General features: G+C 61.8%; 23 protein-coding genes. All 23 read left to right on the top strand.

The window, feature by feature from the left end; genetic code table 11:
* The first annotated feature begins 52 nt into the window (after positions 1 to 52).
* The 23 genes from cbiE to ureC all read left to right on the top strand — a co-directional run bounded on the left by cbiE (position 53) and on the right by ureC (position 22922).
* The gene (gene cbiE, locus AC07YV_RS01310) at positions 53 to 1264 is read left to right on the top strand and encodes a precorrin-6y C5,15-methyltransferase (decarboxylating) subunit CbiE (RefSeq protein WP_102700456.1); all 1212 of its coding nucleotides are present in this window, start codon (positions 53 to 55) and stop codon (positions 1262 to 1264) included.
* Positions 1257 to 2354, top strand: a complete 1098-nt coding sequence (locus tag AC07YV_RS01305) for a cobalt-precorrin-5B (C(1))-methyltransferase (protein WP_102700455.1) — start codon at positions 1257 to 1259, stop codon at positions 2352 to 2354. Before cbiE ends, AC07YV_RS01305 begins: the two co-directional genes overlap by 8 nt.
* Positions 2351 to 3079 carry a cobalt-precorrin-6A reductase gene (locus AC07YV_RS01300; RefSeq protein WP_102700454.1) on the top strand — a complete coding sequence of 243 codons (729 nt, stop codon included), beginning with the start codon at positions 2351 to 2353 and terminating at the stop codon, positions 3077 to 3079. Before AC07YV_RS01305 ends, AC07YV_RS01300 begins: the two co-directional genes overlap by 4 nt.
* Positions 3080 to 3450: 371 nt before the next feature.
* Positions 3451 to 3849, top strand: a complete 399-nt coding sequence (locus tag AC07YV_RS01295; RefSeq protein ID WP_102700453.1) for a DUF2946 domain-containing protein — start codon at positions 3451 to 3453, stop codon at positions 3847 to 3849.
* A 47-nt stretch (positions 3850 to 3896) separates the two neighbouring features.
* A complete protein-coding gene (locus AC07YV_RS01290) occupies positions 3897 to 4376 on the top strand; it encodes a copper chaperone PCu(A)C (protein WP_102700452.1) in 480 nt (159 codons plus the stop codon).
* Positions 4377 to 4397: 21 nt separating this feature from the next.
* Positions 4398 to 4841 (top strand): DUF2946 domain-containing protein, encoded by a 444-nt coding sequence (locus AC07YV_RS01285; RefSeq protein ID WP_102700451.1) that lies wholly within the window; start codon positions 4398 to 4400, stop codon positions 4839 to 4841.
* A 239-nt stretch (positions 4842 to 5080) separates the two neighbouring features.
* Entirely contained in the window at positions 5081 to 7150 is a 2070-nt protein-coding gene (locus AC07YV_RS01280; RefSeq protein WP_494990256.1) for a TonB-dependent copper receptor, read from the top strand.
* Positions 7151 to 7256: 106 nt separating this feature from the next.
* Positions 7257 to 8630 (top strand): PepSY-associated TM helix domain-containing protein, encoded by a 1374-nt coding sequence (locus tag AC07YV_RS01275; RefSeq protein ID WP_102700449.1) that lies wholly within the window; start codon positions 7257 to 7259, stop codon positions 8628 to 8630.
* Positions 8631 to 8817: 187 nt separating this feature from the next.
* Entirely contained in the window at positions 8818 to 9606 is a 789-nt protein-coding gene (locus AC07YV_RS01270) for an ABC transporter ATP-binding protein (RefSeq protein ID WP_102700448.1), read from the top strand.
* Positions 9603 to 10562, top strand: a complete 960-nt coding sequence (locus tag AC07YV_RS01265; protein ID WP_102700447.1) for an ABC transporter substrate-binding protein — start codon at positions 9603 to 9605, stop codon at positions 10560 to 10562. Before AC07YV_RS01270 ends, AC07YV_RS01265 begins: the two co-directional genes overlap by 4 nt.
* On the top strand, positions 10559 to 11569 hold the full coding sequence (locus AC07YV_RS01260; protein ID WP_102700446.1) for a FecCD family ABC transporter permease: 1011 nt from the start codon (positions 10559 to 10561) through the stop codon (positions 11567 to 11569). The genes AC07YV_RS01265 and AC07YV_RS01260 overlap by 4 nt, the downstream gene beginning before the upstream one ends.
* Before the next feature lie 201 nt (positions 11570 to 11770).
* Entirely contained in the window at positions 11771 to 12193 is a 423-nt protein-coding gene (locus AC07YV_RS01255; protein WP_102700445.1) for a hypothetical protein, read from the top strand.
* Between the two features lie 317 nt (positions 12194 to 12510).
* Positions 12511 to 13776: an urea ABC transporter substrate-binding protein gene (gene urtA / locus AC07YV_RS01250; RefSeq protein ID WP_102700443.1), complete on the top strand. Its 1266-nt coding sequence runs from the start codon at positions 12511 to 12513 to the stop codon at positions 13774 to 13776.
* 154 nt (positions 13777 to 13930) lie between these two features.
* Positions 13931 to 15433 (top strand): urea ABC transporter permease subunit UrtB, encoded by a 1503-nt coding sequence (gene urtB, locus AC07YV_RS01245; protein WP_102700442.1) that lies wholly within the window; start codon positions 13931 to 13933, stop codon positions 15431 to 15433.
* Entirely contained in the window at positions 15433 to 16512 is a 1080-nt protein-coding gene (gene urtC, locus AC07YV_RS01240; protein ID WP_102700441.1) for an urea ABC transporter permease subunit UrtC, read from the top strand. Before urtB ends, urtC begins: the two co-directional genes overlap by 1 nt.
* Positions 16509 to 17378: an urea ABC transporter ATP-binding protein UrtD gene (urtD, locus tag AC07YV_RS01235; protein ID WP_102700440.1), complete on the top strand. Its 870-nt coding sequence runs from the start codon at positions 16509 to 16511 to the stop codon at positions 17376 to 17378. The genes urtC and urtD overlap by 4 nt, the downstream gene beginning before the upstream one ends.
* A 133-nt stretch (positions 17379 to 17511) precedes the next feature.
* Positions 17512 to 18210: an urea ABC transporter ATP-binding subunit UrtE gene (urtE, locus tag AC07YV_RS01230; protein WP_102700439.1), complete on the top strand. Its 699-nt coding sequence runs from the start codon at positions 17512 to 17514 to the stop codon at positions 18208 to 18210.
* Between the two features lie 165 nt (positions 18211 to 18375).
* Positions 18376 to 19215 (top strand): urease accessory protein UreD, encoded by an 840-nt coding sequence (locus AC07YV_RS01225; RefSeq protein WP_102700438.1) that lies wholly within the window; start codon positions 18376 to 18378, stop codon positions 19213 to 19215.
* A gap of 155 nt (positions 19216 to 19370) precedes the next feature.
* Positions 19371 to 19673 (top strand): urease subunit gamma, encoded by a 303-nt coding sequence (locus tag AC07YV_RS01220; RefSeq protein ID WP_007979647.1) that lies wholly within the window; start codon positions 19371 to 19373, stop codon positions 19671 to 19673.
* A gap of 9 nt (positions 19674 to 19682) precedes the next feature.
* The gene (locus AC07YV_RS01215; protein WP_102700437.1) at positions 19683 to 20216 is read left to right on the top strand and encodes a GNAT family N-acetyltransferase; all 534 of its coding nucleotides are present in this window, start codon (positions 19683 to 19685) and stop codon (positions 20214 to 20216) included.
* A 6-nt stretch (positions 20217 to 20222) separates the two neighbouring features.
* On the top strand, positions 20223 to 20756 hold the full coding sequence (locus AC07YV_RS01210) for a GNAT family N-acetyltransferase (RefSeq protein WP_102700436.1): 534 nt from the start codon (positions 20223 to 20225) through the stop codon (positions 20754 to 20756).
* Positions 20756 to 21061 (top strand): urease subunit beta, encoded by a 306-nt coding sequence (locus AC07YV_RS01205; protein WP_102700435.1) that lies wholly within the window; start codon positions 20756 to 20758, stop codon positions 21059 to 21061. The genes AC07YV_RS01210 and AC07YV_RS01205 overlap by 1 nt, the downstream gene beginning before the upstream one ends.
* Before the next feature lie 160 nt (positions 21062 to 21221).
* Complete coding sequence (gene ureC, locus AC07YV_RS01200) at positions 21222 to 22922, top strand: urease subunit alpha (protein ID WP_102700434.1); 1701 nt, start codon at positions 21222 to 21224, stop codon at positions 22920 to 22922.
* Positions 22923 to 22983: the final 61 nt, after the last annotated feature.

Here is a 22983-nt window from a genome sequence, read left to right as displayed (position 1 = left end):
CCCGGCACGGACCGGCTCCGTGATTGGCTTCGATTGATAGATGAGGAACAGCATGACCCCCTGGCTGACAGTAGTAGGCATCGGAGAGGACGGCTTCAAGGGGCTTGGAAAAAATGCCCGACATGCTCTGCTGAAGGCTTCGCGGATCATTGGCGGTCAACGACAACTGGATCTGCTGCCAGCCTGCATCCGTGGCGAACGGCAATTGTGGCCAAGTCCTTTTTCCCTTGATCCGGTCCTGACCAGACGTGGCGAGCCCGTTTGTGTCCTGGCCAGTGGCGATCCGATGTTCTTCGGCGTCGGCGCCAGCCTGGCCCGGCAACTCCCCGCCGCCGAGATGCTGACGCTTCCCGCGCCCTCCTCCTGCTCACTGGCCGCAGCGCGAATGGGTTGGCCCTTGCAGGACGTGGTCACCCTTTCGGTGGTGGCCCGGCCGGTCGCCGCACTCAATGCCCAGCTGTCCAGCGGCGTACGCTTGCTGGTATTGAGCAACGACGGCCGCAGCCCCGCCGCCATCGCTGCACTGTTGCGCGAACGAGGCTTCGGTCTCAGTCGTCTCACCGTGCTGGAACACCTGGACGGCGAAGCCGAGCGGCGTGTAGACGGTATCGCCAGCGACTGGAACGATCCGCCGATCGCCGATCTGAACCTGATCGCCATCGAGTGCATCGCAGAGCCGAACACGTTGCGGCTGTCCCGACTGGCCGGACTGCCGGACTCCGCCTTCAGGCACGACGGCCAATTGACCAAACGCGATGTGCGCGCCATCACCCTCGCGCGCCTGGCCCCGATCCCCGGCGAACTGTTGTGGGATGTCGGTGCCGGCAGTGGCTCGATCGGCATCGAATGGATGCGCACCCACCCCGGTTGCCGTGCACTGGCCATCGAGGCGGATGACGGCCGCCAGGCGTTGATCGAACATAACCGCGATGCCCTTGGCGTTCCCGGCCTGCAACTGGTTCGCGGCAGTGCTCCGCAGGCCTTGGTCGGCCTGGAGCGACCGGACGCGATTTTCATCGGCGGCGGTGTCACCCGTGAAGGCGTGCTGGATACATGCTGGGCCAAACTCAAACCCGGTGGCCGGCTGATTGCCAATGCGGTCACCCTGCAAAGTGAAATGACCCTGATGGCCTGGCGCGAGCAAAACGGCGGAGAGTTGACGCGGATTCATATCGCGCAGGCTCAACCGCTGGGCGACTTCGACACCTGGCGCCAGGCATTGCCGATTACCTTGCTGGACGTGACGAAGCCCTTCGATGCGTGACGAAACCGCCGAACAACCCGCACCGCTGCGCAGTGGCCTGACCACCGGCAGTTGCGCCACCGCTACCAGCCTCGCTGCCGCACGCTTGCTGTTGGCCGGTGTAAGGGCCGATGCGGTGGACATCGTGCTGCCCAAAGGCAAGCACGTGCAGATGCGCCTGGAGTTCTGCCGCCTCACCGAGGACGGCGCCGAAGCGGGAACCCTCAAGGACGCCGGCGACGATCCCGACGTGACCCATGGCGCCCTGCTCTACTCGCAGGTGCGCCTGAGCGCCGAGCCGGGGATTCGCTTCCATGCCGGCCGCGGCGTCGGCACCGTGACCCGGCCCGGGCTGGTGCTGGGTGTCGGCGAACCGGCGATCAACCCGGTGCCACGCAAAATGATCGGCGATCACCTGGCGGGACTGGCCGACGAACTCGGTTATGCCGGCGGTTTCGACGTGACGGTCAATGTCGAGAATGGCGAGGCACTGGCACTGAAAACCATGAACCCACGCCTGGGCATTCTTGGCGGACTGTCGATCCTCGGCACCAGCGGCATCGTCCGGCCGTTTTCATGCGCGGCCTACATTGCCTCGATCCACCAGGGCATCGACGTGGCGAAAACCAACGGTTACCTGCACATCGCCGCCTGTACCGGCAACGCCAGCGAAGACACCATGCGCCAGGTCTACAACTTGCCGGAAATTGCCCTGATCGAAATGGGCGACTTCGTCGGTGCCGTACTCAAGCACCTGCGCAAAGTGCCCGTGGACAAGCTCAGCCTGTGCGGTGGTTTCGGCAAGATCAGCAAGCTGGCGGCCGGGCATATGGATTTGCACAGTCGTCATTCGAGCATCGACCTGCCGCAACTGGCGCAATGGGCCGCACAGGTCGGCGCCGATACGGTATTGCAGCAAAGCATCCGCGAGGCCAACACCAGCCAGCAGGCACTGGCCATGGCCGCCGCAGCCGGAGTAGCCCTGGGCGATGCAGTCTGCCAGCACGCCCTGGACTTTGCCCGCAGCGTGGTGCCGGCGCAGGTTCAGGTGGAAGTCTTTGCCATCGATCGCCAGGGCGGGATTGTCGGCCATGCAGGCGCTTTTCAATGAAGCGCATCCTGTTGCTCGGCGGTGTGACCGAAGCCCTGGCCATTGCCCGCACGCTGGGGCCGCAGCACATTTACAGCCTGGCCGGTATCGGCCGGGTGCCGACGGACCTGCAATGTCAGATCCGCGTGGGAGGTTACGGCGGTGCCGAGGGTCTGGCGCAATTCATTCGCGATGAAGGTATCGAACTGCTGGTTGACGCCACTCACCCCTACGCCGCCCAAATCAGCCAGAACGCTGCGACCGCCGCGCACTTGAGCGGTGTTCCCTGCTGGGCGCTACGACGTCCGGCCTGGCAAGCCCGGGCGGGTGATGACTGGCGGGAAGTTGCCGATTGGGCCGAACTGATCGAAGCCCTGAAACCCTTCCACCGACCGCTGTTCACCCTCGGTCGCGAGCCCCTGCAACATCTGGATGAAATTCCTGCGGAGCAATTCTGGACCCTGCGCGCGCTGGACGTCTATCCGGGCAACGCGCGCTGCGAAGTGATCGGCGCACGGGGGCCCTTCCTGATTGAGGATGAACGAGTATTGTTCGAACGTCGGCAGATCGACGTATTGATCAGCAAGAACAGCGGCAGCACGGCGACCGAGCCGAAGCTGGAAGTGGCGCGTGAGCGTGGGGTGCCGGTGATTGTATTGAAACGACCGGAGTTGCCTGGGGTTGAGCGAGAGTTTGCGGCGGTGGCCGAGATACTGCAGGTAATGGCAGAGCAGCAATTGATCTGATTTTTGCGAACACGTCAGGACGCCTTCGCGGGCAAGCACGCTCCCACAGTGGACTTCACCGAGCACAAATCCAGGGCTAGACAAAGAAACCTGTGGGAGCGGGCTTGCCCGCGAAAGCGTCATCAGTGGTAACGCAAAGGCTGGAACCTGCCAGTCACTCCGACTTTACGTACAAACCTTTAAGGAACGACTGACTCTCTGAGATTCTGAACAATATTTAAGCGGTGCAGGCATTCTGGAATTCGCGGCTATGATGAAATCAATGGACGCAACGCACTGCGACACCAAACCGCACGCCGCGTTTTTACTTATCGGCCCTGATCAGGCTAAATAGCCCGCGCCTGATCGCCCACCCAAACGGATTTTGTCCCATGTCCCGACAACGGCTCGCAATTGCCTGGATAGCCTGCTTCGCAGTGCTGTTCAATTTGCTCGCCATGCCGATGTCCGGAGCGATGGCGCAAACGTCGAAGTCACCTGCCGAACAGTTGTTGTGGGGCAGCTTCTGCAGCGCCAGCGGCACCAGGATGGTGGCGATCTCCATCGGCGACCTTGAACAGAAAGCTCCGCAAAACGACGATCATTCCAACATGCAGCATTGCTGGTGCTGTTCGGGGTCTGCGCCATTGGTGGCGTTGCCGGGGCATGCGCCACAGCTGTATTTCGCGCACTTCGAATCCAACCGAAGCCTGCCTGCCACCTCGCTCGACAGCCCGTCGCCGCGCCAGCAATGGCCGAGTCTCAACCCCCGCGCGTCCCCTCTGGTGTGATTTTTTCTCGCAATTGACTGCGTTTTAAATCGTTCCGGAGAACTGCCATGTTGAACAAACTCATCGTTCTGGCTGCGTTGCTGCTGCCTGCCTGCTTTGCCAATGCCCACGAATACAAGGTCGGCACGCTGGAAATCGCCCATCCGTGGTCCCAGGAGTTGCCGCCCAATGCGCCCACCGTTGCGGCGTATTTCGTGATCGACAATGAAGGCAAGACCGCCGACCGCCTGCTCAGCGTCGACACCCCCATTGCCGGCGAAGCGCAATTGCATGAGCACGTGATGCAAGGCGACATGATGAAAATGCAACACGTACCGAGCGTGGAAGTGCCCGCCGGTGGCGAGGTCACTTTCGCACCGATGGCCTATCACGTGATGTTGCTGGGCCTCAAGGACCGCAGCCTGCTGGTTGACGGCAAGCGCTTTCCCATGACGCTGCACTTCGAGAAGGCCGGTGACGTGACGGTCGAAGTCGCGGTGCAGAAGCAGGCGCCGGACGGCATGCAAGCGCACGTGCACAATCCGTAATCACCTGAGCTGAAAACGCCCATGCGCCCGCTTAGCGCCAGGTCATCCAGGACACGCTGTCAGGCATTGAGCCTGACACGCGGCAGCTGGATCAGCCTGTTCGCCATGCTGATGATCTTTATCGGTCCGCTGATTTCCCAGTCGATGCCGATGGATTCGCGCGCCATGTCGATGAGCATGCCTGCGGGTATGAGCATGGACATGTCGGCGATGGAGCATGCCGACCACGGCAAGCAAACCTCCGCCGAACATTGCCCGCCTGCCCCGGGGCACCATGTGCTGTGGGAAAAGTGCGGCTATTGCAGCCTGCTGTTCAATTGCCCGGCGCTGACCGGTGGCCTGTCCTTCGCCAACTTTGTCATTCCCCCCGTCAACACATTCACCACGCCTTCTCCGCGCCAGGGCCATGCCCGGCAAACCTTCTTCCCCGGCGCCCGCACCCGCGCCCCGCCTTCCGTCGCGTAAACACCCACCTCCGATCTCACACGGTCCGCAAGACAACCCAAGCAACCGGTGGGAGCGGGCTTGCTCGCGAAGAGGGAGTGTCAGTCAACGCAGATGTCGCCTGGCACACCGCTTTCACGAGCAAGCCCGCTCCCACAGGGACAGCTTCAGGCTGCCGGCCGTGTCGTTTACGACTGTACGATGGAAATTTCATGTCCAGGTTTTCTGCTGACACAGGCTTGAGCCCAGCTCAAGTCTCCATGGCCCAAAACGAATCCGGCATTCGTTTCAGGCACGCCACTGCGATTTTGTGCAGTGCATTGCTGGCGCCTTCCGCGCTGGCCGATGAACACGCCGGTCACACTGAAGAACTGAGCCCGACGGTGATTACCGCCGTTGCCCCCAGCTCGCCATTGACCATCGTCACCAACCCCAAGGACCCGCGCCAACCGGTGCCGGCCAGCGACGGCTCGGATTACCTGAAAACCATTCCGGGTTTCGCCCAGGTGCGCAACGGCGGCACCAACGGCGACCCGGTGCTGCGCGGCATGTTCGGCTCGCGGCTGAACATCCTCACCAACGGCGGCATGATGCTCGGCGCCTGCCCTGGGCGGATGGACGCGCCGACCTCCTACATTTCGCCGGAAACCTACGACAAGCTGACCGTGATCAAAGGCCCGCAAACCGTGCTCTGGGGACCGGGCGCTTCGGCCGGCACCATCCTGTTCGAACGCGAGCCGGAAAGCTTCGGTGAACTCGGCACGAGGGTGAATGCCAGCGTGCTGGCCGGCTCCAACGGGCGCTTCGACAAACTGGTGGACGCCGCTGCCGGCGGGCCACTGGGCTACGTGCGGGTAATCGGCAACACCGCACATGCAGACGACTATCAGGATGGCAACAACGACACCGTCCCATCGCGCTACGACAAATGGAACGGCGACGTTGCACTTGGCTGGACCCCGGATGCCGATACCCTGCTGGAGCTGACCGCCGGCAAGGGTGACGGTGAAGCGCGCTACGCCGGGCGCAGCATGGACGGCTCGCAGTTTCTGCGCGAGAGCCTCGGCCTGCGCTTCGAGAAATCCAACATCGGTGATGTGCTGGATACGATCGAGGCGCAGGTCTACTACAACTACGCCGACCACGTGATGGACAACTACACCCTGCGCACGCCGTCCGGTACCGGCATGATGGCCGGCCCCATGGCCTCCAACGTCGACCGCCGCACCCTCGGCGCGCGGATCAAGGCCACCTGGCGCTGGGCTGATGTGCAACTGATCAGCGGCATCGACGCACAGACCAACGAACATCGCCAGCGCAGCGCCATGGGCATCGACGCCTACAAGGACCTGCCCTACACCAAGGATGCCGACTTCCATGACTACGGTGTGTTCGGCGAACTGACCTGGTACGCCGCCGACCGTGACCGTTTGATCAGCGGCGCACGGCTGGACCGCGCCTCGGCCAAGGACTATCGGCAGACCATCGGCTCGGGAATGATGACCCGCCCGAATCCGACCGCCGACGACACCCGCGCCGACACCCTGCCAAGCGGCTTCATCCGCTACGAGCATGACCTGGCCGACAGCCCGACCACCTTGTACGCGGGCCTCGGTCACACCCAACGGTTCCCAGACTACTGGGAGCTGTTTTCGCCCAACTCCGGCCCCGCCGGTTCGGTGAATGCCTTCGATTCGATCAAGCCGGAAAAAACCACCCAGCTCGATTTCGGCCTGCAATACAAGACCGGAGCACTCGAAGCCTGGGCCTCGGGTTACGTCGGGCAGGTGCGCGATTACATCCTGTTCAACTACACCCCGACGATGATGGGCACGACCTCGCAAGCCGAGAACATCGACGCACGAATCATGGGCGGCGAACTGGGCGCCGCGTACAGCCTCACTGAACACTGGAAAGCCGACGCGACCCTGGCCTACGCCTGGGGCAAGAACAGCAGCGATGGCTCTGCATTGCCGCAGATGCCGCCGCTGGATGCCCGTTTCGGCCTGACCTACAGCGAAGATAACTGGAGTGCCGGCGCACTGTGGAGAGTGGTCGCCGCACAAAACCGTATCGACCAGAACAAGGGCAACGTGGTCGGCAAGGACTTCGGCAAGACGCCGGGATTCGGCGTGTTCTCCCTCAACGGTGCCTATCGGATCAACAGCAACTGGAAGGTCAGCAGCGGCGTCGACAACCTGTTCGGCAAGGCTTACGCCGAGCACTTGAACCTGGCCGGCAACGCCGGCTTCGGCTACCCCGCCAATGACCCGCAAGCCATCAAGGAGCCGGGGCGCACGCTCTGGACCAAGGTGGACATGAGTTTCTAACCCTTGAGGGCCCCGCTCCCTCTGTGGGAGCGGGCTTGCCCGCGATCGGTTGCGCAGCAACCGCAAAACAAACAACTAAAAGATCCAGCCAAGCGGAGCACACGTGATGAAACAGCCCAAAGTGAACTTCTACAACCTGGCCTGGCGCTGGCATTTCTATGCCGGATTGTTCGTTGCGCCATTCATGGTGATGCTGGCCCTGACCGGCACCATTTACCTGTTCAAGCCGCAACTCGATTCGCTGATGTACAGCAGCCTGCTCAACGTGCCGGCCGGTCATCACACCGTCCCGGCCGACGACCTGCTCAAGCGGGTAAAAGATGCGTATCCCCAGGCAACGATCAAACAGTACCTGCCACCGGTCAATGCCGAACGCAGCGCCCAGTTTGTCGTGCTCAACGGTGGCAACGAGCTGAACGTTTTTGTCGATCCGTACCAAGGCGACATCCTCGGCGAGCAAGACGCCAAGAAGAACCTGCAAGCCATTGCGCGCGCGATTCACGGCGAGCTGATGATCGGCACCGTCGGTGATCGGCTGATCGAACTGGCGGCCGGCTGGGGTGTGGTGCTGGTGGTTTCCGGGATATTCCTGTGGTGGCCGCGCGGTCAGGCCGCCGGCATTCTGTGGCCACGCCTGAGCAGTCGCGGGCGGGTGCTTTGGCGGGACTTGCATGCCGTCACCGGGTTCTGGGGCGCCTCCCTGTTGCTGGTGATGCTGCTCAGCGGGATGACCTGGACCGGCTTCTGGGGCCAGCAATACGCGGCCGTGTGGAACGTCTTTCCGGCGGCAATGTGGGACAACGTACCGAAGTCCGACGTCGAGGCGCGCAGCCTCAACAGCGCCACGCGCCAGACCGTGCCCTGGGCCATGGAAAACACGCCGATGCCAATGTCCGGCGGCCACGCCGAACACATGGCCCACGATGGCGCGCAAGCCGGTCCGGCCGCACCGACCATCAGCCTGCAGGACGTGCAAAACATCGCCACCCAAAGCAAGGTCGAACCGGGCTACAGCATCACCTTGCCAACGACCGCTACCGGTGTGTTCACCATCGCGGTGTCCGCCGATGACCCGCGCAATGACGCCACCTTGCACATCGACCAGTACACCGGCAAGGTCCTTGCCGATGTGCGTTACGAGCAATATGGCGCCGTCGCCCGCGCCACGGAAATCGGCGTGATGTTGCACGAAGGCAAGATGTTCGGCACGCTCAATCAGATCATCGTGTTGCTGATCTGCCTGATGATCCTGCTCAGCGCAGTCAGCGGCGTGGTGATCTGGTGGAAGCGTCGTCCGCAAGGAAAACTCGGCGTACCGCCGCTGCGTCACGACCTGCCGAAATGGAAAACCGCCATGGTGATCATGTTCGCCCTCGCGGTGGCCTTCCCGTTGGTGGGCGCTTCGCTGGTGGTGGTGTGGGTGCTGGATCGTGTGCTGCTGTCGCGTTTTACCCGGCAGACTGAGAGCGCCTCATCTTGATCATGAAACAGCTGAGATGCGCGGGGCGCAAGGGGCTGTAAACTCCCCCCGCGCGTCACCCTCTTGCATTCAGGGTGTCCTTTCGGGCCTCTTCGCGAGCAAGCCCGCTCCCACAGGATTCACGCAATTCCTGTGGGAGCGGGCTTGCTCGCGAAGAGGCCATCAGCTTCACCTCAAGAGTAACGGCATGACCTCGCTGCACCTCACCAACCTCACCTGGTCCCCACTGGGCCACGGCCATTGCCATCACCAATTCCAGCTGCGTGATGCCTCCGTGCACGTCGCCGCCGGTGAGTTCGTCGGGTTGATCGGCCCCAATGGCAGTGGCAAGACCAGCCTGTTGCGTTGTGCCTGGCGCTTCAGTAAACCGGAGCACGGCGAGGTCAGGCTCGATCACCAGAATGTCTGGAAACAGTCTTCACGCTGGTGTGCGCAACGCATCGCCGTGGTCTTGCAGGAGTTCCCCGACGCCTTCGGCCTGACCGTCGAGGAAGTGGTCGCCATGGGCCGCACGCCGCACAAAGGCCTGTTCGATGGTGACACGCTCGAGGACTCGATACTCATTCATCAGGCGCTGGAGTCCGTCGGCCTCAAGGGCTTCGATGACCATGAGTTCGCCACCCTCTCAGGCGGTGAAAAACAGCGGGTAATCCTCGCCCGCGCCCTGGCCCAGCAACCGCAACTGCTGATCCTCGACGAGCCGACCAACCACCTCGACCCTCGCTATCAGCTTGAGCTGTTGAAGTTGGTCAGGCGCTTGAACATCGGCACCCTGGCGAGCATCCACGACCTCAACCTGGCGGCGGCTTTTTGTGATCGCCTGTACGTGATCAACCATGGCCGCATCGTCGCCAGCGGCACGCCGCAAGAGGTGCTCACCGCTGCCCTGCTGCGCAATGTGTTTGGCGTCGAAGCGCTTATTGATGACCATCCGCTGCACGGCTACCCACGAATCACCTGGATAACCCAACCATGAATTTGCGTTCCCTGCTGCGCTCCGGCCTCTGCCTCGTGATGCTGTCGGGCAGCGCCCAGGCCTTGGCCGAAGCCACCCATTACCCGCTGACAGTCAAAAGCTGCAACCGCGAAGTGACCTTCACGCAAGCACCGCAACACGCCCTCAGCCACGACATCAACATGACCCAGATGATGCTCGCCCTCGGTCTCAAGCCACGGATGGCCGGCTACAGCGGCGTCAGTGGCTGGAAGGCGGTGACACCCGACATGCAGTCGCTGCTCGACGGCCTGCCGGAGCTGGCGGCCAAGTACCCGTCAGTGGAAACCCTGCTCGATGCCAACGTCGATTTCCTCTTCGCCGGTTGGGACTACGGCATGCGCGTCGGCGGCGATCTCACTCCGCAAACCCTGCAGCCGCTGGGCATCAATGTGTATGAGCTGAGCGAATCCTGCGCCTTCGTGATGAAGCGCCCACCGGCCAGCCTCGAAGACACCTACAACGACCTGCGCAACCTCGGCAGGATCTTCGACGTGCAGGACCGCGCCAACGCCCTGGTCGCCCACATGCAGGCGCAAGTGGCAGACATTCGCAAAACCCTGCCCGCGCAAAGACCGCGGGTCTTCCTGTACGACAGCGGCGAAGACCGGGCCATGACTTCAGGCCGCCTGGGCATGCCGCAAGCGCTGATCGACGCCGCTGGCGGGCGCAACATCCTGGAGGATGTCGACGCAAGCTGGACCCGGGTCAACTGGGAAAGCGTGGTCGAACACAATCCGCAGGTGATCGTGATCGTCGACTACAGCGAAATCACCGCCGAACAGAAGATTCAGTTCCTGCTGGCCAACAAGGCCCTGCAATCGGTGGACGCGATCAGGCACCGGCGCTTCATCATCATCCCGTACGTGCAGGCCACGCCGGGGATCGATAACGTGCTGGCGGTCGCTACCCTGGCCAAGGGTTTCCACGGCGAATGATCAACCGTCGCTACGCCCTGTTGCTGATCGTCCTCGGTGCCCTGTTGCTGGTGTCGTGCGTAGTGTCCCTGGGTTTCGGCCCGGCGCGGGTACCGCTGGACGTGGTGTGGCGCATCCTGCTGCACAAGCTGTTCGGCTTCGGTGTGCCGGACTGGAGCCCCGGGCAGGAGCATATCGTCTGGCTGATCCGTGTCCCGCGCATGCTGCTCGGTGCGTTGGTGGGCGCCGGGCTGGCACTGATCGGCGCGGTGCTGCAAGCGGTGACGCGCAACCCCCTGGCTGACCCGCATCTACTCGGCGTCACGTCCGGCGCGACGTTGGGCGCGGTGATCGTAGTGTTGCATGTCGGAGAGATCGTTGGCCTGCTGACCTTGCCGATCGCAGCCTTCATCGGTGCATTGCTGAGCATGCTGGTGGTGCTGATGATTGCCAGCCGCCACGGTCGCCTCGACAGTGACCGTCTGCTGTTGTGCGGCGTGGCGGTGTCGTTCGTGATGATGGCGATCGCCAATTTGTTGCTGTTCCTCGGCGACCATCGAGCCAGTTCGGCGGTGATGTTCTGGATGCTCGGCGGACTCGGGCTGGCGCGCTGGGAATTGCTGGCGGTACCGACCGCCAGTGTGTTGTTCGGGCTGGTTTTGCTGCTGGGCATGGCGCGACCGTTGAATGCGCTGATGGCCGGTGAGCAGACGGCAGTGACCCTGGGCCTGAATGCGCGCACCGTGCGCCTGCGGGTATTTCTGATTGCATCGCTGATGACCGGGGTGCTGGTGTCGATCAGCGGCTCGATCGGCTTTGTCGGGCTGATGGTGCCGCACATCGCGCGGCGTCTGGTCGGGGCTGAACACCGAAGAGTGCTGCCGGTGTGCGTGTTGCTCGGCAGCGTGTTTCTGGTCTGGGTCGACGTCGCTGCCCGGACGATGATTGCTCCGGAGGACTTGCCTATTGGTGTGGCCACGGCGGCGATTGGCGGGTTGTTCTTCATCGGTTTGATGCGACGTCGTTAACGCCATGTTTAATTAAAACAACATTCAAAAATGCATCTATGCCTGGAAAAACCTCGTATTGAGTTAGCACTTAACAAATCCATAACCACGCTCATACTCCGCTCCCGCGAGTTGAATAATAAAAAATACTCGCGCACTTCAATGACGATTATTCCTACACCTTAATCGTCACAACTCCTACAAGAGCGGAAAGAGGTAACCATGTTCAAAAAAATCATCATATCCATCGCACTTGTCTCATCGCCTGCATGGGCAGCCAAGCCCCCCTTTACTGGCGTTGACTACAGCGGCCGATATCAATGTAGCGGAATGGACAGCCATGACGGTGCGTTTGAAGGTGTTGTCGACATGAAGCTCAATGCCGAACAAAGTACCGGCGAACATGGCGCCTACGGTTTTACCCTGACGTTGCTCGACAACTCCCGGTATGACGGGTTTGCCGCCGCCAACTCGAGTTCCCTGGCGATTTACTTTGCCCATACGGATCCGTCGTTCAAGGACTACGGTGTCGGGATAGCGAACATCGCGTCCACGCCTGACGGGAAAACTTCATTCACCAAGTACTATTACGGCCCGGAGTACAAAGGTGGCGGACATGGTTTTGAAACATGCATTAAAAGCTGAGCGAATGCACCACTGACTTTGTGGGAGCGGGCTTGCTCGCGAAAGCAGTGGATCAGTCGACACTGCAATCGACTGACCTGACGCTTTCGCGAGCAAGCCCGCTCCCACAATTGATCGATGCTGCCCGCCCCAATCTGGCGCAACTCCTCGCACCAATACGCCTGCCGCGTCCATTTCTGGTGCGCCATCAATCCGCACAACCGCTCTAAAACGCCATTCCCGTACCTTTCTCCGACCGGGCACAGCCCTTGCTAAAGACCCTTCAGTAGTCCGCATCTGCCAACCAAGAAAACTCATAAGTTCATGGAGATCGCACAATGAAGCGTCGCAGTTTGATCAAGGCTTTCACTCTCTCGGCATCCATTGCCGCAATGGGCATGACCTGGACCGTCCAGGCCGCCGAGACCATCAAGGTCGGTATTCTGCATTCGTTGTCCGGGACCATGGCGATCTCCGAAACGTCGTTGAAAGACATGGCGCTGATGACCATCGACGAGATCAACGCCAAGGGCGGCGTGAACGGCAAGATGCTGGAACCGGTGGTGGTCGACCCGGCGTCGAACTGGCCGCTGTTCGCCGAAAAGGGCCGTCAGTTGCTGACCCAGAACAAGGTTGCCGTGGTGTTCGGTTGCTGGACTTCGGTGTCGCGCAAATCGGTACTGCCGGTGTTCGAAGAGCTCAATGGCCTGCTGTTCTACCCGGTGCAGTACGAAGGCGAAGAAATGTCGCCGAACGTGTTCTACACCGGCGCCGCGCCAAACCAGCAGGCGATCCCTGCCGTTGAATACCTGATGAGCGAAGAAGGCGGCAGCGCCAAGCGCTACTTCCTGCTCGGCACCGACTACGTCTACCCGCGCACCACCAACAAGATCCTGCGTTCGTTCCTGCACTCCAAAGGTGTGGCCGACAAGGACATCGAAGAGGTCTACACCCCCTTCGGTCACAGCGACTACCAGACCATCGTCGCCAACATCAAGAAGTTCTCGGCGGGCGGCAAGACCGCCGTCATCTCCACCGTCAACGGCGACTCCAACGTGCCGTTCTACAAAGAGCTGGCCAACCAGGGCCTGAAAGCCACCGACGTTCCGGTCGTGGCGTTCTCGGTCGGCGAAGAAGAACTGCGCGGCATCGACACCAAGCCACTGGTGGGCAACCTCGCCGCGTGGAACTACTTCGAATCGGTCGAGAACCCGGTGAACAAGAAGTTCGTCGACGACTGGAAAGCCTACGCCAAAAAACACAACCTGCCGGGCGCCGACAAAGCGGTGACCAACGACCCGATGGAAGCCACCTATGTCGGCATCCACATGTGGGCGCAAGCCGCCGAAAAAGCCAAATCCACCGACGTCGACAAAGTACGCGAAGCCCTGGCCGGCCAGACCTTTGCCGCACCGTCCGGTTACACGCTGACCATGGACAAGACCAATCACCACCTGCACAAGCCGGTGATGATCGGTGAGATCCAGTCTGACGGTCAGTTCAACGTGGTGTGGCAGACCGAAGGACCTATCCGCGCCCAACCGTGGAGCCCGTTCATCCAGGGCAACGACAAGAAGCCGGAGTATGCGGTGAAGAGCAACTAAGCCATTGGGCCTGACGATTGTTCAGGCCCAACACAACTCCCTGTGGGAGCGGGCTTGCTCGCGAAGACGGCGACACATCCAACATCTATGTGACTGACACACCGTATTCGCGAGCAAGCCCGCTCCCACATTTAGTCCGCGCAAGGCCAAGCATATGCCCACTGCCCTCTACCGCTTCCTCCTCGCCATCGTGCTCTTGTTGCCGATGACCACCCACGCCGATGACGCCGAAGACTTCGTCGCCGCCAATCCCGTGCAGCAAGCCAAACTTCTGGAAGCCTGGGCCGCGCAGCCCGATCCGGCCCGTATCGAATTGATCAATGCCCTGCAGCAAGGCGAACTGACCATCGACGGGCAACCGAAAACCCTGCGCCTGAACAACCGCCTGCGGGGTCTGATCGACTCGGCCCTGGCCAGTCATCAGTTGCTCGCCGCCGACGCCAAAATCCGTCTGGCCGCCGCGCAGCAATTGCAGAAGAGCGCCAAACCGGCGCAGTTGAAATTCCTCGACCGGCAACTGGCGGGCGAAACGGATGAAGGCGTCCACGCCGCCCTCAGCCTGGCCCTGGCCAATCTGCAACTGGTCGACAGCGATCCGGTCGTGCGCCTCGCTGCCGTGCGCCTGCTCGGTGAAACCGGCGATCCGCTGGCCCGCCCCCGCCTCGAAAGCCTGCTGGAGCCGGGCGTTGAAACCGATGCGATGGTGCGCACCGCCGCTGAAACCAGCCTCGCCCAGGTCAAACGCAAACTGCTGGTCGGCGAGATGCTGGGCCAGGCGTTTAGCGGCATGTCCCTCGGTTCGATCCTGCTGCTCGCGGCATTGGGCCTTGCGATCACCTTCGGCCTGCTCGGCGTGATCAACATGGCCCACGGCGAGATGCTGATGCTCGGCGCCTACTCGACCTATGTGGTGCAACTGATGTTCCAGCGCTTCGCTCCGCAGGCCATCGAGTTCTATCCATTGATCGCGCTACCCGTGGCATTTTTCGTCACCGCCGCCATCGGCATGGCGCTGGAGCGCACGGTGATTCGCCACCTCTATGGTCGCCCGCTGGAAACCCTGCTCGCCACCTGGGGCATCAGCCTGATGCTGATTCAGCTCGTTCGGTTGCTGTTCGGCGCGCAGAACGTCGAAGTGGCCAACCCGGCCTGGCTGTCGGGCGGGATTCAGGTGCTGCCCAATCTCGTACTACCCTACAACCGCATCGTCATCATTGCCTTTGCGCTGTTTGTGGTGGTGCTGACCTGGCTGCTGCTGAACAAGACGCGCCTGGGCCTGAACGTGCGAGCGGTCACCCAGAATCGCAACATGGCCGCCTGCTGCGGCGTGCCCACCGGGCGCGTGGACATGCTCGCCTTCGGTCTTGGCTCGGGCATCGCCGGCCTCGGTGGCGTGGCCCTGAGCCAGATCGGCAACGTCGGTCCGGACCTCGGCCAGAGCTACATCATCGACTCGTTCCTGGTGGTGGTGCTCGGTGGTGTCGGCCAGTTGGCCGGTAGCGTGCTGGCGGCTTTCGGCTTAGGGATAGCCAACAAGATTCTCGAACCGCAGATCGGTGCGGTGCTCGGCAAGATCCTCATCCTCGCGCTGATCATTCTGTTCATCCAGAAACGTCCGCAAGGCCTCTTCGCACTCAAAGGACGGGTGATCGACTGATGAACCAGCCCCTGCTCGTTACCGCGACCCAAAAAGCCGGCCCCAAAGTCTCGATTGCCATCGGCGCAGTGATCCTCATTGTGCTGCTGGCGTTACCGCTGCTGTCGCTGTTGCCGGTGGACAGCACGCTGCATGTTTCAGCTTATACGCTGACGTTGGTGGGCAAGATTCTCTGCTACGCCATCGTCGCCCTGGCGCTCGATCTGGTCTGGGGCTATGCCGGCCTGCTGTCCCTGGGGCACGGTTTGTTCTTCGCCCTCGGCGGCTATGCCATGGGCATGTACCTGATGCGCCAGGCCTCGGGTGATGGTTTGCCGGCGTTCATGACCTTCCTGTCGTGGACTGAAATGCCGTGGTTCTGGACCGGCACCAGCAGCTTCCTCTGGACCCTGTGCCTGGTGGTATTGGCGCCGGGGTTGCTGGCGCTGGTGTTCGGTTTCTTCGCCTTCCGTTCGCGGATCAAGGGCGTGTATTTCTCGATCATGACCCAGGCCCTGACCTTCGCCGGCATGTTGCTGTTCTTCCGCAACGAAACCGGTTTTGGCGGCAACAACGGCTTCACCAACTTCCGCACCATTCTCGGCTTTGGCATCACCGAACCGGGCACCCGCGCGGTGCTGTTTTTCGCCACGGTGCTGTTGCTGGTGGCGAGCCTGTACATCGGCTGGCGCCTGGCGCAGAGCAAGTTCGGCCGGGTACTGACCGCACTGCGCGATGCGGAGAACCGCCTGATGTTCTGCGGCTACGATCCGCGCGGGTTCAAGTTGTTTGTCTGGGTGTTGAGCGCGGTGTTGTGTGGCCTGGCCGGTGCGCTGTACGTGCCGCAAGTCGGCATCATCAACCCGAGCGAGATGTCGCCGACCAACTCGATCGAAGCCGCCGTATGGGTCGCCCTCGGCGGGCGCGGCACGCTGATCGGTCCGTTGCTCGGTGCCGGCGTGGTCAACGGCATGAAGAGCTGGTTCACCGTGGCCTTCCCCGAGTACTGGCTGTTCTTCCTCGGCGCACTGTTCATCGTCGTGACCCTGTACCTGCCCAAAGGCGTGATCGGTCTGCTGAAGAAAAGAGGTGAATCATGAGAGTCACGGCAACCGCTGAATTCATGCTCGAGCCGGCGTTTTTCCCCGTAGAGCCCAACAAGGACGCCGGCAGCAGCCGTGACGCCATCGGTCTCGGCCAGCGCGCCGGCAAAGGCCTGAATACGCGCCACGGCACCATCCTGACCCTGGAAGACATCAGCGTCAGCTTCGACGGCTTCAAGGCGCTGAACGAGTTGAACCTGTACATCGGCGTCGGCGAACTGCGCTGCATCATCGGTCCCAATGGCGCGGGCAAGACCACGCTGATGGATGTGATCACCGGCAAGACCCGTCCCGGCCACGGCAAGGCCTGGTTCGGCGAAACCCTGGACCTGACGCAGATGAGCGAAGTGCAGATCGCCCAGGCCGGCATCGGCCGCAAGTTCCAGAAGCCGACGGTGTTCGAAGCCTTGAGCGTGTTCGAGAACCTGGAACTGGCGCAGAAAACCGACAAGTCGGTGTGGGCCAGCCTGCGGGCGCGCTTGAGCGGCGAGCAGAAAGACCGTATCGCCGAAGTGCTGGAGACCATTCGCTTGACCAGCTCGGTCAATCGCCCGGCCGGCCTGTTGTCCCACGGCCAGAAGCAGTTCCTCGAGATCGGCATGCTGCTGATGCAGGACCCGCAATTGCTGCTGCTCGATGAACCGGTGGCGGGCATGACCGACGCCGAAACCGAATTCACCGCCGAGCTGTTCAAGCGCCTGGCCGGCAAGCATTCGCTGATGGTGGTGGAACACGACATGGGCTTCGTCGGCTCGATTGCCGACCACGTCACCGTGTTGCATCAGGGCAGCGTGCTGGCCGAGGGCTCACTGGAGCAGGTGCAGGACAACGAACGGGTGATCGAGGTCTACCTCGGTCGATAGGCATGTGAATGCCATCCAAATGTGGGAGCGGGCTTGCTCGCGAAAGCAGTGTGTCCGTCGATGAAAATGTTGAATGTCAGTCCGCATTCGCGAGCAAGCCCGCTCCCACAGGGGAACTGAGGAGTATTTGAGAATGCTACAAGTCGAAAAACTGCACCAGTACTATGGCGGAAGCCACATCCTGCGCGGCCTGACGTTTGACGTGAAGGTCGGCGAAGTCACCTGCCTGCTCGGGCGCAACGGCGTGGGCAAGACCACCCTGCTCAAATGCCTGATGGGCCTGCTCCCGGCCAGGGAAGGCGCGGTGAACTGGGAGGGCAAACCCATCACTGCGCTCAAGCCGCACCAGCGCGTGCATGCCGGCATTGCCTACGTACCCCAGGGCCGGGAGATCTTCGGCCGCCTGACCGTCGAGGAAAACCTGCTGATGGGCCTGTCGCGTTTTCCCGGTGGCGAAGCGAAGGAAGTGCCAGCGTTCATTTACGAGTTGTTCCCGGTACTGCTGCAAATGAAACAACGCCGAGGGGGCGATCTGTCCGGCGGCCAGCAACAGCAATTGGCCATCGGCCGCGCGCTGGCCAGCCGCCCTCGCCTGCTGATCCTCGACGAGCCCACCGAAGGCATCCAGCCATCGGTGATCAAGGAGATCGGTGCCGTGATCAAAAAGCTCGCGGCCCGGGGCGACATGGCCATTCTGCTGGTGGAGCAGTTCTACGATTTCGCCGCCGAACTGGCCGACCAATACCTGGTGATGTCCCGGGGTGAGATCGTGCAACAGGGGCGTGGTGAAAATATGGAAGCCGAGGGCGTGCGTGGGCTCGTTACCATCTGAGGCGTCACGGTCCGCTTCTTTTGACACGGCACCAATTTGTCGCGCCGAATTTGCGGCTGCGCACGCTTTTGGTGCATCACAACACTAAACAGCCACCTCCTGCCTGCAATGCCTTGCGGCACAGCCTTTGCAAACATCCTGACGACCTCTCGACAAGCATTGACTATGAATCTTCCGGCTTCAGGCGTTTTGTTTACCCCCAGTTGGCACGCCGAACTGGAACTGGGCTACGCCCGATTCGACAACACCACACGCCCGGTCCAGCGTCGGCACAAAGGTCCGCTGCGGGTACAAAAACACCTGTATGCCGAAGGGCCGGAAGTCTGCCAGCACATCATCGTCCACCCACCCGGCGGAATTGCCGGCGGGGATCGACTGGAGATTTCGGCCAGCGTCGAGGGCAATGCCTGGGCGCAAATCACCAGCCCCGGTGCGGCCAAGTGGTATCGCGCCGCGGGTCCCGCCTATCAGCAGCTGAATCTGAAGGTGGCGGCCGGTGCGACACTGGAGTGGCTGCCCCAGGAGACGATCATTTTCAGTGCGGCCCAGGCTGAACTCAGCACCTCCATCGACCTTGAAGGCGATGCGCGTCTGTTCTACTGGGACGTCGTGGCCCTGGGCCGTCCGGCCAGTGGCGAGCGCTTCGACCTTGGGCATTTCCAGGCACGACTGGATGTGCGCCGCGACGGCCTGTTGCTCTGGCATGAACGTCAGCGCATTGTCGGAGCGGACGGTTTACTTGATTCACCCATCGGACTGGATGGTCAACCGGTGTTTGCCACCTTGTTGGTGACGGGTGAGATCGATAGCGAACTGCTGGAGAAATGCCGCTTGCTGCCCAACGACGTGCGCGGGGATTTGACCCAGTTGCCCGGGTTGCTGGTTGCACGGTGCCTGGCGAGTGAGGCGTTGTTGGCGCGGGGATGGTTGATTGAACTTTGGAAGTTGTTACGCCCCGCCCTTCTGGGTCGCGAGGCCGTATCACCCAGAATATGGAGCACCTGAAATGCGATCGAATGTGGGAGCGGGCTTGCTCGCGAATGCGGTGGGCCAGTCAACATTGATGTTGAATGACACTCCGCATTCGCGAGCAAGCCCGCTCCCACAGGGATTGTATTCATAGATCCGAACTTTTTAATCTGCCCAGATGGATGTCTACGATGGACCTGACCCCACGCGAAAAAGACAAGCTGCTGATCTTCACCGCGGGCCTGGTGGCCGAGCGGCGTTTGGCGCGCGGCGTGAAACTCAATTACCCGGAAGCCATGGCCTACATCTCCGCGGCCCTGCTCGAAGGCGCCCGTGACGGCCAGAGCGTGGCCGACCTGATGCACTTCGGCACCACCCTGCTGACCCGCGAACAAGTGATGGAAGGTATCCCGGAAATGATCCCGGAAATCCAGGTCGAGGCCACCTTCCCCGACGGCACCAAACTGGTCACCGTCCACCAACCCATCGCCTGAGGCCGCGCCATGACTTACCACATCCGCGATGCCGTGCCTGCCGACTTGCCGGCCATCTGCGACATCTACAACGACGCCGTGCTCAACACCACGGCGATCTGGAATGAACAGGCGGTCGACCTCGGCAATCGCCAGGCCTGGTTCAGCGCCCGGCAATCCCAGGCTTACCCGATTCTGGTGATCGTCGACGGTGAAAACTCGGTACTGGGCTATGCCTCATTCGGCGACTGGCGACCTTTCGACGGTTTCCGCCACACCGTCGAGCATTCGGTCTACGTGCGCAGCGACCAACGAGGCAACGGCCTCGGCCCACAACTGATGGAAGCACTGGTCGAGCGCGCCAAAGGCTGCGGCAAGCACGTGATGGTCGCCGCCATCGAAAGTGGTAACGCCGCCTCCATTCGTTTGCATGAGCGCATCGGTTTCATCACCACCGGGCAAATGCCTCAGGTCGGCACCAAATTCGGCCGCTGGCTGGACCTGACGTTCATGCAACTGACCCTCAACCCCGGCGCGCAACCGCCGAGTGTCAACCAGGAGTAATGCCCGATGAACGCCGCCCAACTGCGACGCGTCAACGTTGAAAGCTTTGCGCACTATCGTCAGGGCCTGATCGACCTGCTGCTCGATGCCGTCGGCTACGGGGCCAGTGTCGGCTTCATGGCTGGCCTCGATGCGACCCAGGCCCACGCCTATTTCGATGAGGTCCAGGACAACCTGAACAAGGGCAATCTGTTGCTGTGGGTGGTGGTCAAGGACGAACAGGTGCAGGCCAGCGTGCAGTTGGGTTTGTGCCAGAAAGCCAACGGCCTGAACCGCGCCGAAGTGCAAAAGCTGCTGGTGCGTGAACATGCCCGGCGTCGCGGTCTGGGCCAGCAACTGATGAACGCTCTGGAGGCGGCGGCCCTGCAGCACAAGCGCGGCATGCTGTACCTCGACACCGAGGCCGGCTCGCCCGCCGAAGCCTTCTATCAATCGCTGGGCTATACCCGCGCCGGTGAAATCCCCGACTACGCCTGCGACCCGAGCGGCCGCTACAAGCCGACCGCCCTCTACTACAAGATTCTTCAGGGAGCCCATTGATGATTCCCGGTGAATACCAGATCCAGCCCGGCGACATCGAACTCAACGTCGGCCGCCGCACGATCAGCCTGAAGGTTGCCAACAGGGGTGACCGGCCGATCCAGGTCGGCTCGCATTATCATTTTTTCGAAACCAACGACGCCCTGGCGTTCGACCGTGCCGCCAGTCGTGGCATGCGCCTGAACATCCCGGCCGGCACGGCGGTGCGTTTCGAACCGGGGCAGAGTCGCGAGGTGGAGTTGGTGGATCTGGCGGGGCATCGTCGGGTGTTCGGGTTTGCCGGCAGGATCATGGGTGATCTTTGATTGATGCGATGTCTGCACCGGCCCCTTCGCGAGCAAGCCCGCTCCCACATTCGACCGAGTTCCTCCGGTTGGAATGTGGGCAACTGTGGGAGCGGGCTTGCTCGCGAATCTGTGAGCGAAGCGAACAGTCTCAAACACAATTGAATCCCAAGGCAAGCGCATGAAAATCTCAAGACAAGCCTACGCCGACATGTTCGGTCCCACTATCGGTGACAAGGTGCGCCTGGCCGATACCGAGTTGTGGATCGAAGTGGAACAGGACTTCACCACCTACGGCGAAGAAGTGAAATTCGGTGGCGGTAAAGTCATTCGTGACGGCCAGGGTCAGAGCCAGTTGCTGGCCGCCGACGTGGTCGACACCTTGATCACCAACGCACTGATCATCGATCACTGGGGTATCGTCAAGGCAGACGTCGGTCTCAAGGACGGGCGCATCGCGGCGATCGGCAAGGCCGGCAACCCGGACATCCAGCCCAACGTCAACATCGCCATTGGCGCCAGCACCGAAGTCATCGCCGGCGAAGGCATGATCCTTACCGCCGGCGGCATCGACACCCACATCCACTTCATCTGCCCGCAGCAGATCGAAGAGGCATTGATGAGCGGTGTCACCACCATGATCGGTGGCGGCACCGGCCCGGCTACCGGCACCAATGCGACCACCTGCACCTCCGGGCCGTGGCACCTGGCGCGCATGCTTCAGGCTGCCGATGCCTTCCCGATGAACATCGGCCTCACCGGCAAGGGCAACGCCAGCTTGCCGGAGCCGTTGATCGAACAGGTCAAGGCCGGTGCCATCGGCCTCAAGTTGCATGAGGACTGGGGCACCACGCCCGCGAGCATCGACAACTGCCTGAGCGTGGCCGACCGGTTCGACGTGCAGGTGGCGATCCACACCGACACCCTCAACGAATCCGGTTTCGTCGAGACCACCCTCGCCGCCTTCAAGGGCCGCACCATTCACACCTATCACACCGAAGGTGCCGGTGGCGGTCACGCACCGGACATCATCAAGGCCTGTGGTTTTACCAACGTGCTGCCGAGTTCGACCAACCCGACCCGGCCGTTCACCCGCAACACCATCGACGAACACCTCGACATGCTGATGGTCTGCCATCACCTCGACCCGAGCATTGCCGAGGATGTGGCCTTCGCCGAAAGCCGCATTCGCCGCGAAACGATTGCCGCCGAAGACATCCTCCACGACCTCGGTGCGTTCTCGATGATCAGCTCCGACAGCCAGGCCATGGGGCGGGTCGGTGAGGTCATCACCCGCACCTGGCAGACCGCCGACAAGATGAAAAAACAACGCGGGCCGCTGCCCGGTGATGGCGCCGGCAACGACAACTTCCGCGCCAAACGCTACATCGCCAAGTACACCATCAACCCGGCGATCACCCACGGCATCAGCCATGAAGTGGGTTCGGTCGAAGTGGGCAAATGGGCGGACCTGGTGCTCTGGCGTCCGGCGTTTTTCGGCGTGAAACCGACGCTGATTCTCAAGGGCGGCGCTATCGCGGCCAGCCTGATGGGCGACGCCAATGCCTCGATCCCGACACCGCAACCGGTGCACTACCGCCCGATGTTCGCCAGCTTCGGCGGATCGCTGCACGCCACCAGCCTGACCTTCATCAGTCAGGCGGCGCAGGAGGCAGGCTTGCCCGAAGCACTGGGTTTGAAGAAGAAAATCGCGGTGGTCAAAGGTTGCCGCGACGTGCAGAAAACCGACCTGATCCACAACGACTACCTGCCGAAAATCGACGTCGATCCGCAGACCTATCAGGTCAAGGCCGATGGGGTTTTGCTGTGGTGTGAACCGGCTGAGACGTTGCCGATGGCCCAGCGTTACTTCCTGTTCTGAACCGGCAACCACGACACGAGCAAAGGCCTCGCACACCCTGTGTCGAGGCCTTTGTTTTTCC

The sequence above is a fragment of the Pseudomonas sp. GW456-E7 genome, from assembly GCF_059424105.1.
This window is presented reverse-complemented; position numbering and strand designations above follow the sequence as displayed.

Bases quoted from the DNA above. Each gene is read 5' to 3' on its own strand.
- cbiE (WP_102700456.1), top strand. From the start codon at position 53: ATGACCCCCTGGCTGACAGTAGTAGGCATCGGAGAGGACGGCTTCAAG.
- AC07YV_RS01305 (WP_102700455.1), top strand. From the start codon at position 1,257: ATGCGTGACGAAACCGCCGAACAACCCGCACCGCTGCGCAGTGGCCTG.
- AC07YV_RS01300 (WP_102700454.1), top strand. From the start codon at position 2,351: ATGAAGCGCATCCTGTTGCTCGGCGGTGTGACCGAAGCCCTGGCCATT.
- AC07YV_RS01295 (WP_102700453.1), top strand. From the start codon at position 3,451: ATGTCCCGACAACGGCTCGCAATTGCCTGGATAGCCTGCTTCGCAGTG.
- AC07YV_RS01290 (WP_102700452.1), top strand. From the start codon at position 3,897: ATGTTGAACAAACTCATCGTTCTGGCTGCGTTGCTGCTGCCTGCCTGC.
- AC07YV_RS01285 (WP_102700451.1), top strand. From the start codon at position 4,398: ATGCGCCCGCTTAGCGCCAGGTCATCCAGGACACGCTGTCAGGCATTG.
- AC07YV_RS01280 (WP_494990256.1), top strand. From the start codon at position 5,081: ATGGCCCAAAACGAATCCGGCATTCGTTTCAGGCACGCCACTGCGATT.
- AC07YV_RS01275 (WP_102700449.1), top strand. From the start codon at position 7,257: ATGAAACAGCCCAAAGTGAACTTCTACAACCTGGCCTGGCGCTGGCAT.
- AC07YV_RS01270 (WP_102700448.1), top strand. From the start codon at position 8,818: ATGACCTCGCTGCACCTCACCAACCTCACCTGGTCCCCACTGGGCCAC.
- AC07YV_RS01265 (WP_102700447.1), top strand. From the start codon at position 9,603: ATGAATTTGCGTTCCCTGCTGCGCTCCGGCCTCTGCCTCGTGATGCTG.
- AC07YV_RS01260 (WP_102700446.1), top strand. From the start codon at position 10,559: ATGATCAACCGTCGCTACGCCCTGTTGCTGATCGTCCTCGGTGCCCTG.
- AC07YV_RS01255 (WP_102700445.1), top strand. From the start codon at position 11,771: ATGTTCAAAAAAATCATCATATCCATCGCACTTGTCTCATCGCCTGCA.
- urtA (WP_102700443.1), top strand. From the start codon at position 12,511: ATGAAGCGTCGCAGTTTGATCAAGGCTTTCACTCTCTCGGCATCCATT.
- urtB (WP_102700442.1), top strand. From the start codon at position 13,931: ATGCCCACTGCCCTCTACCGCTTCCTCCTCGCCATCGTGCTCTTGTTG.
- urtC (WP_102700441.1), top strand. From the start codon at position 15,433: ATGAACCAGCCCCTGCTCGTTACCGCGACCCAAAAAGCCGGCCCCAAA.
- urtD (WP_102700440.1), top strand. From the start codon at position 16,509: ATGAGAGTCACGGCAACCGCTGAATTCATGCTCGAGCCGGCGTTTTTC.
- urtE (WP_102700439.1), top strand. From the start codon at position 17,512: ATGCTACAAGTCGAAAAACTGCACCAGTACTATGGCGGAAGCCACATC.
- AC07YV_RS01225 (WP_102700438.1), top strand. From the start codon at position 18,376: ATGAATCTTCCGGCTTCAGGCGTTTTGTTTACCCCCAGTTGGCACGCC.
- AC07YV_RS01220 (WP_007979647.1), top strand. From the start codon at position 19,371: ATGGACCTGACCCCACGCGAAAAAGACAAGCTGCTGATCTTCACCGCG.
- AC07YV_RS01215 (WP_102700437.1), top strand. From the start codon at position 19,683: ATGACTTACCACATCCGCGATGCCGTGCCTGCCGACTTGCCGGCCATC.
- AC07YV_RS01210 (WP_102700436.1), top strand. From the start codon at position 20,223: ATGAACGCCGCCCAACTGCGACGCGTCAACGTTGAAAGCTTTGCGCAC.
- AC07YV_RS01205 (WP_102700435.1), top strand. From the start codon at position 20,756: ATGATTCCCGGTGAATACCAGATCCAGCCCGGCGACATCGAACTCAAC.
- ureC (WP_102700434.1), top strand. From the start codon at position 21,222: ATGAAAATCTCAAGACAAGCCTACGCCGACATGTTCGGTCCCACTATC.